Here is a 13,192-nt window from a genome sequence, read left to right as displayed (position 1 = left end):
CTCTTCTGCGTAACGCAAAATCTCGAGCTTCTTCTCCTTGGTAAACGTTCTTCTCTTTGAGATAATCTTCTAAATTTAAATTTCCTAAACTGTTTCAGAAAATCTGTCCAGCTTTTTAAGGGGCTAATACAGAGGACATCTACACCTTCAATCGATTCGGTGAATTTGACATCGTTCTTTTGGACAGCATGTTTCACTTCGAGAAAAAGGATAGGAAAAAGGAAGTCAGTCTAATCAAGCACATCTTAACTTCACTCTCGAAGGACTCATTAATGGTGGTTTGTATTCAAGATTCTGAAAAGAAAGTGAATACTCTATTAGACACCTTAGATGATCAAGGTCAATTAGTTCACATAGCTGATCAACCCTTTGTCTACACCTTTCACGAAAAAGAAAGCAATTATTCTATTAACATAGATTACCGCCTGATCATCGTACGGAAGCTAGTCGATTAAGAATCTAGTGCAATTTGGGGATTGGGTAATGGATAATGGTTTACCAAAATTTGGAACCTCCAATTTTCCCATTGAAATGAACAAGCATGGTTCATGGTTACATAAGCAAGCAGGGCCTATGAACGCCGCCCTTCCAGTAATTCGCTCTCGAACTGAAGCTCATACAACTCCTTGTATTTGCCGTTTTGCTGGAGGAGTTCCTGATGATTTCCGCGCTCAACGATGCGGCCTTTCTCCAACACTAGGATTTGATCGGCCTTTTGAATCGTCGCAAGGCGGTGGGCGATCACGATAGAGGTTCTGTTTTCGGTGAGCTTGTCGATGGCATGCTGGATCAACTGCTCCGTGTGTGTGTCAACCGAGCTCGTTGCCTCATCGAGAACCAAAATACTCGGCTCACTAACGTAGGCACGGAGGAATGAGATGAGTTGTCGCTGGCCCGCCGAAAGCATTCCGCCTCGTTCACGTACATTATAATCATACCCGCCGGGCAAACTATCGATGAATTCATCCACGCCAATGATCTTAGCCGCTTCTTCGACCTTTTGAGCCGGTATATCTTCGTTCAACGTAATATTATTGTGAATAGAGTCGCTGAATAGGAAAACATCTTGGAGCACCACGGCAATATGCGACCGTAAATTCTCGAGTTCAACGTCGTGGATGTCCACCCCATCGATGGTGATCTTACCCGACTGAATCTCGTAAAAGCGACTGAGCAAATTAATGATGGAGGTCTTTCCGGCTCCCGTTGCACCGACAAGGGCCAACGTTTGTCCTTTTTTAACCTCGAACGAGATTCCCTTGAGGACAGGCTCGTCGGGGTTATACCCAAAAACGACCTCGTCGAACTGGATGTTTCCTCGAACTTCATCGAGCCGTAGGCTCCCATTATTTGGAATCTGAAAATCAGTATCTAGAACCTTGAATACGCGGTCGCTCGATACCATGCCCATTTGCAGAGTGTTGAAACGATCGGCGAGCTGGCGAATGGGGCGGAACATCATGTTCACGAACAGAATGAAGGCGATCAGGTCACCGAGGGTAACGCCATCCTCAAGGGCTGCATGGAGCCCACCCCACCATACGATGAGACCGATCGAGATCGCCGAACTGATCTCAACGACTGGTAAGAAAATGCTGAATTGCCATATCGAACGGATGTTGGCCTTCATATGCTCGCGGTTGATGTCCTGAAATTTTTCGAATTCCTGGTCTTCCCGGCCAAAAATCTGCACAATCTTCATTCCGGTAAGGTGCTCCTGCACAAAGGCATTCAATCGCGTCACTTGAGTACGAACATCGCTGAAGGCCTTCTTGATGGCCTTTTGAAAGAGTCGAGCCGCGAATATCAACAAAGGCATGACGGCCAGCGCGAGCAAAGCCAAGCGCCAGTTATACACGAACATGGTTATGAGTACCACCGCCAACTTAAAAAGGTCTCCGAAGATCACGATGATCCCTTGACTGAAAATATTCGCGATGGTTTCGATATCACTCCCCGCTCTTGTGACCAAGGTCCCAATGGGGGTTTGATCGAAATACTTCATTTTGAACTGGAGGATATGGCGATACAGTTGCCTACGCATATCCACGATGATATTTTGCCCCAACCAGTTGGTGATGTAGATGGAGCCGAACTGCAATAGACTCTCGACGATGAGGATCCCGATCATGATGAGGATCATGTACAATAACCACTGCGGATCCGGCTCGCCTTCGTTAGGTGCCACGAAATGGTCAATGGTATACTGAATGAAAATAGGTCTCGAAGTGGAAAGTACCGAGATCAAAAGGGTGAGTCCAAGGCCTAGGTAAAAGGTGCCGCTGTATGGCTTGGCATAGCTGAGAATTCGGCGCAAAAGGCCGAGGTCAAAGGCTTTACCGGTCGCTTTGGAATCACTCATGAACTAGGGGTGTATTCGGGCGGGTAAGCCACGTCAATTAAGTATAAACCACAAGCGGGCGCCGATGTTCCGGCCACCGTTCGATCTTTTTTTTCGATGGTCTCGCGCAAGTCGTCCAATGTACGTTTCCCTTGCCCTACTTCGAGCAGAGTGCCCACAATGGCGCGTACCATGTTCCGCAAGAAACGATCGGCGCGAATCGTAAAGACCAGCACATGGTTGCGCTCTTCGAAATAGGCCTCGTAGATCCGGCAGTTAAAAGTATGAACGTCGGAATTTGAACGTGAAAAACTCTCAAAATCGGTGTACTCCTTGAGCACTTCGGCGCCAGTCTGCATGGCGGCAATGTCGAGTGCTCCGTGCCACGTCCAAGCCCGATCTGTCATGAATGGATCTTTCCGTCGCGCGATCCAATACTCGTACGCTCTGGAGGTCGCATCGAAACGAGCATGAGCTCCGCGTCCTTCTTTACCTGGGATATGGCCTAGCGGCCAGATTCGTTCCACTGCGATCTCATGTGGCAAGAATCGGTTCCATCGAAATACGAGGTTATCATGTAAAGGCTTTCCGGCATCGAAATGCGCGATCATCTTACGAGCGTGTACTCCGGCGTCGGTTCGCCCGGCCCCGATGATCTCTACGGGCTCATCGAGCAATTTCGATAGGCTGCCCGTCAAGGTTCCTTGTACCGATTTGGCATTGGGTTGAACTTGCCAGCCGTGAAATGGCGTGCCGTCATAGCTCAATTGAACGAAGTAGCGCAAAGGAGGGCTGTTTTGAGTACGTTTGCAAAGGTATCATTCCCGCATGAAACGAATTGGACTACTTTCGGACACCCACGGGCATGTCGACGACCGCATGTTGGAGCTATTGAGGCCGTGCGATGAGATCTGGCATGCGGGCGACATCGGGCCTATCGAAGTGACCGACCGCTTGGAAGAAATAAAACCCGTCAGAGCAGTATTCGGCAATATCGACGACCATACCGTACGCGCCCACTGGCCGCTGCACGATCGATTCATGTGCGAGGAGGTTGATGTGTGGATGACCCACATCGGCGGTTACCCCAAAAGGTACAGTCGCGAAGTTCGCGATACCATAAAGGCGAATCCGCCCAAGTTATTCATTGCGGGGCACAGCCACATCTTAAAGGTGATGTACGATAAAGACCTCGAGCTACTACATATGAATCCGGGTGCGGCGGGCATTCACGGTTTTCACAAATTGCGCACAATGCTGCGCTTTACCATAGACGGAGCCGATATTAAAGATCTCGAAGTCGTAGAGCTGGGAAAAAGAGGCTCTTGGTTTTGACCAGATTTTTATTTAATCGAAGCCTTAAGCTTAGCTTATTTAGACTCGTGCCGGTCGATTCAATTTCGGCCAGGGCATAGAATATTCGCGCAAAGCGCGAGGAAATGGACTCCGGATGGAATGGAATCAGGCCTATCCCAAATGAGCGTTGGTTTACCAAAACTGAAAAAGAGTTATTAGCGCAAGCGGTCGAGTGATCGCACTAACTCTTCGTCGGCCATAATTCCTCTATTGGCCAAAGTGAGAAGAACCACATTAATTACCGGGATTATAGCGCCTGCATCGAGGTGGGCGTTGAGTCCGTTGATCCGCGGGCTGTGATAATAAGCGAAGTACGCGGCACCGCCAAAGAGCACTAGGTTGTACAGTATATTCACCCGGTTTACGTTTACTTGCAGGTTGCGGTTTCGATACATGGCTATCGCCACGGCGAATAACACTACAATAATGGCCAATAATCCGGTCACCAAAGGATTGGACGATAATTCTACTGAGGAGCCATCGACGATTAAAATGTCCGACAAATACCCTAGGGATGTGGTCCAAAGGATACCAGCGACAAGGTATATGGTTTGAATGCGTTGGAGCATGTTTTCCGATTTAGGCCAGTAAAAATAAGAGTTTTTCATCCGCCCGCAGGGCGAAATAAAAAATATAAGACTCCGTGAATTTGTTTCGAATGTTTTGTATTATTGCATCACCTACGAAGCACTTCGCTTCCACCTACTTCCTGTTTTATACAAGATCAGTACGATTGAAATAAGCGAATCCGGTCGGATTCCAACATTACCTAACACACATTCCATGTACGATATTTTGGAATTAAAGGAGATGAAACTCCCTGAATTGCAAGGAATTGCAAAAGAATTAAACGTAAAGAGCATTACGAAGCTCAAAAAAATGGATTTGATCTATCAAATTCTCGACGTTCAGGCCGAAAGCCCGGCCAAAGTTAAAGCCGTCGTTGTTGAATCCACTACGGACGATAGTAAGTCGGATAACGGCAATCGCGGCGGTCGTGCAAACAACAACGACAAGAGCAATAACAACGAAGGTCGAGATAACAAAGGCGATAACCGCGGAAATCGGGATAATCAAAACGACAAAAGCGGCGACAAAAGCAACGATAATAACCGGGTTAATCGAGGAAATCGCAACGGCGATGGCAACAACGACAATCGCGTTACTCGCAATCAAAAGAGCGATAACAGCGGCAACAACGACAACAACAATCGCGCAAACCGGGGTAATCGCAATAACGATTCGAACAATAACAACAAAGGCGGCAACCAGAATCAACAGCGTCAGCAGCAAAAGAAGAAAGAAGAGGAAATCGAACTCGATGGAATCATCAGCGCTGAGGGTGTGTTGGAGATGATGCCCGGCAGTTATGGGTTTTTGCGTTCATCGGATTACAACTACTTGAGTTCGCCCGACGATATTTACCTATCACAAAGCCAGATCAAATTATTTGGTCTCAAGATCGGAGATACCGTGGAAGGCCAAGTTCGCCCACCGAAAGAAGGAGAGAAATTCTTCCCGTTGGTGAAGATCGAGAAGATCAATGGTCGTGACCCAGGTTATGTACGCGATCGCGTGGCATTTGAGCATTTGACTCCGCTTTTCCCCGATGAGAAGTTCAACCTTACGGGCGGACACAAACCTTCGGTAAGTAATAGGATCATTGATTTGTTTTCACCGATCGGTAAAGGACAGCGCGGATTGATCGTTGCTCAGCCGAAAACCGGTAAGACCATGTTGATGAAGGAGATCGCCAACGCGATCGCCGATAATCATCCGGAGGTTTATCAGATCGTATTGCTCATAGACGAGCGACCTGAAGAGGTTACGGATATGGCCCGCAGCGTAAAGGGTGAAGTAATCGCTTCAACTTTCGATGAGCCGGCCGATCGTCACGTACGCGTTGCGAATATCGTATTGCAAAAAGCCAAGGCGATGGTGGAATGTGGTCATGACGTAGTGATCTTACTCGACTCCATAACGCGATTGGCTCGTGCATACAATACTGTTCAGCCCGCTTCCGGAAAAGTACTTTCGGGTGGTGTGGATGCCAATGCCTTACACAAGCCCAAGCGATTCTTCGGAGCTGCACGTAACATCGAGGGCGGTGGTTCATTGACCATTATCGCTACTGCCTTAATCGATACCGGATCCAAAATGGACGAGGTGATCTTCGAGGAATTTAAAGGAACGGGTAACATGGAAATGCAGCTCGACCGTAAGATCGCGAACAAGCGCGTATTCCCAGCTATCGACTTGGTAGCCTCAAGTACTCGTCGCGAAGACTTGCTCTTGGACGATGCCGTTCTTCAGCGTTTGTGGATCCTCCGCAAGCACTTGGCCGATATGAATCCGGTCGAAGCCATGGAATTTTTGCGCGATCGCTTGGTTCGTACCGAGTCGAACGAGGAGTTCTTGGTGTCGATGAACGGTTGATTTAGTTCTTAGTTTTGAGTTTTTAGTTCTTGGTTGAAGAGCTAGGTTCCACTAAAGATGCAAATCCTGCCGTAGGCAGAAATGATAAAAAAGGAAATCCCGCTGTACTGGCGGGATTTTTTGTTTCCGATAGTAATCGGACGAGTCTTTCGATGTTTTGAGCCTAGAGCAGGCGAAGAACTCAACACTAAGACCTAAGAACTCTATTCGATTACTTCCCCATAAAGGTCAAAATCTAAAGCCTCCGTGATGCGCACGTTGGCAAAGTCGCCAATGCGGATATAGTGTTCGCGAGCATCGACGAGCACCTCGTTATCGACGTCGGGTGAGTCGAATTCGGTACGCCCGATGAACCAGTCGCCTTCTTTGCGATCGAACAAAACGCGATAGGTATTTCCGACCATGTCCGCATTCTTTTCGGCAGAGATCTGCTGCTGCACTTCCATGATCTGTGCGGCACGATCTTCTTTCACCTCGTCCGGCAAATCGTCCTCGAGCTTGAATGCGTGGGTATTCTCTTCGTGGCTGTACGTAAATACGCCAAGTCGCTCGAAGCGTTGATCGACCACCCATTGCTTAAGCGCCTGGAAGTTCTCCTCGGTTTCTCCCGGGTAGCCGCAAATGAGCGTCGTACGGATCGCCATGTTCGGCACCTTCTCGCGGAAATCATCGAGCAATCGGTTGGTCTTTTCCATCGTAGTTCCACGACGCATCGATTTCAATACCGGATCGCTTATGTGCTGGAGCGGAATGTCGATGTAGTTGCACACCTTAGGCTCTTCGCGAATCACGTCGAGCACATCCTCCGGAAATCCCGTAGGAAAAGCATAGTGCAAACGAATCCACTCGATGCCCTCAACCTTCGCCAATGACTTCAGCAGATCGGCCAAACGGCGTTCTTTGTACAGGTCAAGACCATAGTAAGTAAGATCTTGAGCAATGAGAATTAGTTCTTTTACTCCGCCTGCGGCGAGATTCGCGGCTTCCTTCGTAAGGTCTTCAATTGGCTTACTAATGTGCTTTCCGCGCATTAAAGGTATGGCACAAAACGAACAGGGGCGATCGCACCCTTCCGCGATCTTCAGATAAGCAAAGTGAGCCGGAGTCGTCGTAAGTCGTTCTCCTACCAACTCGTGTTTGTAATCGGCCCCTAAGGCCTTCAGTAAACGCGGAAGATCACGCGTTCCGAAGTACTCATCGACGTTCGGAATCTCTTTTTCGAGGTCCGGCTTGTAGCGCTCACTCAAACATCCGGTAACGAACACTTTATCGATAAGCCCCTCTTCTTTGCGCTTGGCATGGTACAAAATCGTGTTCACCGACTCTTCCTTGGCGTTGTCGATAAACCCACATGTATTGATCACCACGATATTACCCTCTTCCTTAGGGTCCTCATGACGCACGTCCATCTCATTTGCCTTGAGCTGGCCCATCAATACTTCACTGTCATAAACGTTCTTGGAACAACCCAAGGTGACGACGTTAATGGTGTTCTTATATAGTTGTTTTGTTCTCAAATGGAACTCTATTTTTTTCAGTTATTGAAGAAGTCTAAAGCACAGAGTGTAGAGCGAAAAGCCCGGGACTCTAAGCTTTGGACTCTGGACTTTTAAAGAACGAATCCACGAATTCAAACTTGTTGAATACCTGGAGATCTTCGACCTTTTCGCCGACCCCGATGTATTTGACCGGGATCTTAAACTCGTCGCTGATGCCGATCACTACTCCGCCTTTTGCGGTTCCATCGAGCTTGGTAATGGCCAAGGCATTAACCTCAGTAGCTTTGGTGAACTGACGCGCTTGTTCTACTGCGTTTTGTCCGGTGGATCCATCGAGCACTAACAACACCTCGTGCGGGGCGTCGGGAATGAGTTTTTGCATCACCTTTCTCACTTTGGCCAACTCGTTCATGAGACCGATCTTGTTGTGGAGTCGACCCGCGGTATCGATCAATACCACATCAGCATCTTGCTTCAAGGCCGATTGTAGTGTGTCGTACGCCACTGAAGCAGGGTCTGATCCCATCTTCTGTTTTACGATTGGCACATCTACCCGCTCGGCCCAAATATTCAGCTGATCAATGGCGGCTGCCCTAAAGGTGTCACCTGCACCCAGGACTACTTTGAGTCCTTTATCCTTGAACTGCTTGGCCAGCTTTCCGATGGTCGTGGTCTTCCCTACTCCATTCACTCCAACCACCATGACCACATATGGTTTAACTCCCTGCGGTACTGAGATTTCCGTGTACTCTTCTCCTTCATTTTCGGCCAATAGCCCCGCGATCTCTTCACGAAGCATCTGGTTGAGCTCAGCAGTACCGAGGTATTTATCCTTGGATACGCGCTCCTCAATACGTTCGATGATCTTGATGGTCGTGCCAACACCCACGTCCGAAGTAACCAATACTTCCTCCAGGTCGTCGAGCACTTCGGCATCGACTTTTGATTTACCTGCAACAGCACGCGAAAGCTTTGAGAAAACACTTTCCTTCGACTTTTCTAGTCCCTTGTCCAGCGATTCTTTCTTTTCGCCGGAGAAAATGCGCTTGAATAAACTCATAACCCTTGAAATTGAGGCAAATATCCCAAAAAAAAAGCCACCTACACGGGTAGATGGCTTAATGCAATCATGGCTTCGACTTACTTGTTAAAGAAGTCGTTTACTTTATCCTTGGCCACCATTTCTTCCTGAAAGGTGTAACCACCTTTGTCAGATTTGACCATCTTGACCACTTTGGTGTAGTTCTTAGACTCACCACTCTGTAGGATTGCAACGGTTTTCTTAGCCATAATTCTTTATTATTTAATTTCGCGGTGAACAGTCATCCGCTTCAAAATCGGGTTGTATTTTTTCAACTCCAAACGGTCTGGAGTGTTCTTCTTGTTCTTCGTCGAAATGTAACGAGACGTTCCGGGCATACCACTCTCTTTATGCTCCGTGCACTCGAGAATTACTTGAACGCGATTTCCTTTCTTCGCCATGGTCCTGTCTTTTTAAGGAGTGCAAAGATAATTAATTAATGAAAACTACACCAAGTAGTTAGAAGTTTTTCTCGTATAACTCGAGCTTCAATGAAAAGCCCGGAACTTGCTGTTCTTGCTTTACGATTCCCGCCTGCGGCGAGATGTATATGTAGCTCGTATCGGTCGTCTCCTTCTCCACTGTCGCCACTTTGTCTACGGTAAAAGTACCGGCCGGAACCGTAACTTCAACATCAATGCCGACAAAAACGCCCACGATGGTATCCCCATCGGCCACTTCTTCCCAGGTTTCACCCAGCGATCCATTCTTTTTATAAAGCTTGGTCGCATTCAACTCCGTGCCATTGATTCTGTACTCATAAAGCCAAGCGCCGTCAGTGAACAACGTACTCGGCTGTGTAATACCAGCGGCCGTCAATACGATCTGATAGCGATCTTCCGCCTCACTCGTTACCTTAAAGGTAGAACCTGTACCCAGAACCGAACCATTGAACGTGGTTACATACCGCGACTCGTTCCCGACTTTTACGAAAGGAAATTCAGCCATTTGGCTGTCCGATGGCTTGGGCTGCTCTTTGCTGCACGAAACAAGTACAAGGGGAAAAAGGTGAAGACCAGTAGGCGTTTCATAGGAAAGTGGAAATAAAAAAAGGTCTTCCCGGTACGGAACGACCTAAAAGTAAGCAATTTACCAACCAATTACTTGGTCAGATATCCTTTTTCACGGGCTTCCTTCACCACTGCGGTGATACCCTTCTTGTTGATGTTCTTCAACGCAGAAGTAGAAACGCGTAAGGTTAACCACTTATCCTCTTCAGGCAAGTAAAAGCGCTTCTTTACCAAGTTTACCTTGAATTGGCGCTTAGACTTCTTATTGGAGAAGGAAACGTGGTTTCCCGACAATGCTTTCTTTCCGGTCAGTTCACAAACTCTTGACATGATCTTCGAATATTAAAAGGCGTCCGAAAAATGGAGTGCAAATTACGGCATTATCCCACACATTTTCAAACCGTTTCTAAAATTTCTCTTCTCAATGCGGCCAAGGCAGCATTTACACTCAAGTGTACGTTGAGCTTGCGCTTGGTTCCGAATAGGTATTTTTTGCTCCATGTACGCTGTGGGCCTGCTACGGCGATCCATACGGTTCCGATCGGTTTTTCATCGCTTCCTCCATCCGGACCCGCGATTCCGCTCGTGGCAACTGCAAAATCGGCCTTAAATTTCTTTCGAGCACCTTGAGCCATCGCCTGAATTATTGACTCACTTACCGCACCATGCGCCAACAGGTCATTTTCTGGCACTTCTAGTTGATTTACCTTGACCTCGTTACTGTATGCGATGATTCCGCCCATTACATAGTCAGAACTTCCTGGAATGCTCGTAAGTGCTGCTGCAATTGCTCCGCCCGTACAGCTCTCAGCCGTTGCTACCGACATTCCTCTCTTGCGAAGCTCAATTCCCACAACTTCTTCCAGCGTTTGATTGCCTTCGCCGTAAATGTATTTGCCAATGATCTCGTGGAGCTTTTGCACTTGTTCGTCTATGGTTGCCGAAAGCACCTCGCGGTCTTCGCCACGAGCGCTTAGCCGTAAACGCGCTCTTCCCGCGTTGGGCAAGTAGGCCGGTTTTACCTCTTTTGGCAGATTTCCTTCCCAATCTTCGAGCTTTGCCGCTAAAATGCTTTCGGGTAGACCTACCGTTAAAATAGTTCGGTGTACGATCTCGGGCGTTTTAAAGCGCTCTGTAGTCCATGGCAATACACTGTGCTCAAACATCGCTTTCATTTCATAGGGCACACCGGGCATGCTTACGACGACGTATTCACCGCGATCTAACCACATTCCCGGAGCGGTACCTTCACCATTGCGAATGACCTTTGCCGCTTCAGGCACTTCGGCCTGTTGCCGGTTGAGCTCGGTGATCTCTCGTCCCTTTTCGCGAAAGAGTTTGGCGATATCCTCGAACACTTCATCCCTGAAGGTGGCAGGGCTGTTGAAATATTTACCCAGTGTGAGCTTGGTCAAATCATCGTTCGTGGGACCTAAACCGCCAGTGATCAAGATCAACTGCGCTCGCGTTCGAGCCTCGTCCAGCGCATGATCAATAGCTTCGGGAGTGTCGCTGATCGAAGTAATTTGAACGACATCAACTCCAATTTCATTGAGCCGCTGAGCCATCCACGCGCTATTGGTATCGATGATCTGTCCGATCAATATCTCATCGCCAATAGTAATAATTTCCGATTTCATTCGCTTTCTTTACTTTGTGCAAAAGTATAGATTGTTACTGCTATGAAACTCCTTTGTCGACCCGTTGTTCTCATGGTAAGCTTCGGCTTACTTATCTCATGTGATGGAATGGCTCAGTTACCCGATTTCAACAACCCCATAACCCCGCCCGTTCAGGTGCTGATACAAACCGATATTTCAGACGCCTTGAAGCAGGCGTTGGAATTCGGGATAGACAGTGCCGTGGCGCAAGCATCAGTGGCAAACGGGTTCTTGAACGATGGGCGACTCCGCATCCCCTTCCCGCCGCAGGCGGAAAAAGTAGAACAGAAAGCCCGCCAATTGGGGCTTGATGCTCAGGCCGACGAATTCATTGAAACCATGAACACTGCGGCCAGCGAGGCGAGTAAAAAGGCCACGCCGATCTTTGTGAACGCCATCAAAAGGATGAGTATTCAGGATGCTCAAGGAATTTTACGGAGCGATAATCACCGGGCGGCTACCGAATATTTGGAACGCCTGACCCGCGATCAACTGTATGCGGCATTTAAGCCGGATGTAGAAGCGGCCATTGAATCGGTCGGGGTCACAGCAGTTTGGAATCCGATCGTGAGCAAGTACAACGCACTTCCGATGACCGAGGATGTGAACCCCGATCTGAACGACTATGTAACGCAAAAGACCCTCGACGGGCTGTTCTTGCTTGTCGCGGAGGAAGAAAAAAAGATCCGTGAAAACCCCGAAGAGCGAGTCACGGATCTTTTGAAAAAGGTTTTCGGAAGTAACGGTTAAACGCCAAGCCCGCCACCGCTCACTGTATGGGTGAGTTGTTTCGGGCGGATCGACAAGACCGGAATCGGCGAGTGATAGATGATCTTTTGCGCCAATGATCCCACGAAGAACTCACTTACTTTAGTCTCTTCTTGGGTCATGATGACAAATAGGTCTCCTTCTTTTTCGATTCCATAGTGGATCAAGGCCGAAGCAAAGCTCTCATCGCCGATTCGCTTGATGAAATCTGACATTACTTTCACTCCTTCTTTCTCGATGAAATCGTGCACTTGGCGCATGTTTGCCTTTAGGTGCTTCACTACAAAATCATCATTGGTGTCGATGACGCTCACGGCGTGTACCGTAGAGCCGTATAGTTTGGCCAAGGTAACGGCATGCCCAACCTTTTGCTTGGTCTCTTTGGTAAGATCGAGAGGCAGGATAATGTTCTTGATGCCAATGTTGTGCTCTGCTCCTTTGATCGTGACCACTGGTCGCTGAGTGCTGGATACGACACGCATGGCGTTTGACCCGATAAAGCGTTTCCGCATTCCTTTAGGCGCACCGTTGGTCCCCATTATGATCATGTCGGCATCTTCTTCATCGGCTACGGTCTTGATCATTTCATAGGGAGTTCCTTCTTCGATACGCGTTACGATCTCCACACCTTGACCTTCATATTGTGCAGCCAAAGAACGAAGCTTTTCCTCGATCTTTTGTCTAATGAGTTGATTCTCTTCATCCTTTTCCAAAAAACCACTCCAAATGCTGGTAGGCTCCGTTACCGTCAGCAACATTACCTTTCCTTTAGTGTGCTTTGCAAAACTTACGGCCTGATCTACAGCTGACAACGATTGCGGAGAAAAGCCAGTTGGAACGAGGATCAAAGGATTTTGGTAGCTCATGGGGGTGTGAAATTTTCTACAAAAGTAGAACCTTTGATGAGAATTCTGAACTCTTAATTTTTAATTCTTAATGAAAGACGGGTTAATGGTTCGGAATTCTTAAGGCTTAAGACCAGAAGATTATTTACTAACGATTAAATATAGGTCTTGAAATTGAATCCCCCTCTTTAACGG

General features: G+C 47.9%; 14 protein-coding genes. 3 read left to right on the top strand and 11 right to left on the bottom strand.

Features of this window, described 5'->3' with window-relative positions; all coding sequences use genetic code 11:
* Positions 1-571: 571 nt before the first annotated feature.
* Together J4F31_10240 and truA are read right to left on the bottom strand one after the other, a co-directional pair.
* Entirely contained in the window at positions 572-2,362 is a 1,791-nt protein-coding gene (locus J4F31_10240; protein MCE2496936.1) for an ABC transporter ATP-binding protein, read from the bottom strand.
* Positions 2,359-3,126: a tRNA pseudouridine(38-40) synthase TruA gene (truA, locus tag J4F31_10235; GenBank protein MCE2496935.1), complete on the bottom strand. Its 768-nt coding sequence runs from the start codon at positions 3,124-3,126 to the stop codon at positions 2,359-2,361. Before truA ends, J4F31_10240 begins: the two co-directional genes overlap by 4 nt.
* A gap of 43 nt (positions 3,127-3,169) precedes the next feature.
* Between truA and J4F31_10230 the strand changes: the two genes are divergently transcribed.
* Positions 3,170-3,676 carry a metallophosphoesterase family protein gene (locus J4F31_10230; protein MCE2496934.1) on the top strand — a complete coding sequence of 169 codons (507 nt, stop codon included), beginning with the start codon at positions 3,170-3,172 and terminating at the stop codon, positions 3,674-3,676.
* A gap of 176 nt (positions 3,677-3,852) precedes the next feature.
* Here J4F31_10230 and J4F31_10225 read toward each other — a convergent pair whose 3' ends face one another.
* Positions 3,853-4,266 (bottom strand): DUF4293 domain-containing protein, encoded by a 414-nt coding sequence (locus J4F31_10225; protein ID MCE2496933.1) that lies wholly within the window; start codon positions 4,264-4,266, stop codon positions 3,853-3,855.
* A gap of 214 nt (positions 4,267-4,480) precedes the next feature.
* Here J4F31_10225 and rho point away from each other — a divergent pair, with 214 nt between their 5' ends.
* The gene (gene rho, locus J4F31_10220) at positions 4,481-6,133 is read left to right on the top strand and encodes a transcription termination factor Rho (GenBank protein ID MCE2496932.1); all 1,653 of its coding nucleotides are present in this window, start codon (positions 4,481-4,483) and stop codon (positions 6,131-6,133) included.
* Between the two features lie 203 nt (positions 6,134-6,336).
* Here rho and rimO read toward each other — a convergent pair whose 3' ends face one another.
* The 7 genes from rimO to J4F31_10185 form a co-directional block, all read right to left on the bottom strand.
* Positions 6,337-7,650, bottom strand: a complete 1,314-nt coding sequence (gene rimO, locus J4F31_10215; GenBank protein ID MCE2496931.1) for a 30S ribosomal protein S12 methylthiotransferase RimO — start codon at positions 7,648-7,650, stop codon at positions 6,337-6,339.
* A gap of 70 nt (positions 7,651-7,720) precedes the next feature.
* Positions 7,721-8,692, bottom strand: coding sequence for a signal recognition particle-docking protein FtsY (gene ftsY, locus J4F31_10210; protein MCE2496930.1), 972 nt, complete (start codon positions 8,690-8,692; stop codon positions 7,721-7,723).
* A gap of 80 nt (positions 8,693-8,772) precedes the next feature.
* Positions 8,773-8,922 carry a DUF4295 domain-containing protein gene (locus J4F31_10205; GenBank protein MCE2496929.1) on the bottom strand — a complete coding sequence of 50 codons (150 nt, stop codon included), beginning with the start codon at positions 8,920-8,922 and terminating at the stop codon, positions 8,773-8,775.
* A 9-nt stretch (positions 8,923-8,931) separates the two neighbouring features.
* A complete protein-coding gene (rpmG, locus tag J4F31_10200; protein MCE2496928.1) occupies positions 8,932-9,114 on the bottom strand; it encodes a 50S ribosomal protein L33 in 183 nt (60 codons plus the stop codon).
* A 58-nt stretch (positions 9,115-9,172) separates the two neighbouring features.
* Positions 9,173-9,661, bottom strand: a complete 489-nt coding sequence (locus tag J4F31_10195; GenBank protein ID MCE2496927.1) for a hypothetical protein — start codon at positions 9,659-9,661, stop codon at positions 9,173-9,175.
* A gap of 152 nt (positions 9,662-9,813) precedes the next feature.
* Positions 9,814-10,053: a 50S ribosomal protein L28 gene (gene rpmB, locus J4F31_10190; GenBank protein ID MCE2496926.1), complete on the bottom strand. Its 240-nt coding sequence runs from the start codon at positions 10,051-10,053 to the stop codon at positions 9,814-9,816.
* A 65-nt stretch (positions 10,054-10,118) separates the two neighbouring features.
* On the bottom strand, positions 10,119-11,363 hold the full coding sequence (locus J4F31_10185; protein MCE2496925.1) for a competence/damage-inducible protein A: 1,245 nt from the start codon (positions 11,361-11,363) through the stop codon (positions 10,119-10,121).
* Positions 11,364-11,471: 108 nt separating this feature from the next.
* On the opposite strand from J4F31_10185, the gene J4F31_10180 reads away from it, so the two are divergent.
* Entirely contained in the window at positions 11,472-12,134 is a 663-nt protein-coding gene (locus tag J4F31_10180) for a DUF4197 domain-containing protein (GenBank protein ID MCE2496924.1), read from the top strand.
* On the opposite strand, the gene J4F31_10175 is transcribed toward J4F31_10180, so the two are convergent.
* Positions 12,131-13,018 (bottom strand): universal stress protein, encoded by an 888-nt coding sequence (locus J4F31_10175; GenBank protein MCE2496923.1) that lies wholly within the window; start codon positions 13,016-13,018, stop codon positions 12,131-12,133. The genes J4F31_10180 and J4F31_10175 overlap by 4 nt on opposite strands.
* Positions 13,019-13,192: the final 174 nt, after the last annotated feature.

The organism is Flavobacteriales bacterium, assembly GCA_021296215.1.
In the GTDB taxonomy this organism is placed as follows: domain Bacteria; phylum Bacteroidota; class Bacteroidia; order Flavobacteriales; family ECT2AJA-044; genus ECT2AJA-044.
The sequence above is the reverse complement of the archived record's forward strand: the minus strand, read 5'-3'. Positions and strand labels throughout refer to the sequence as shown.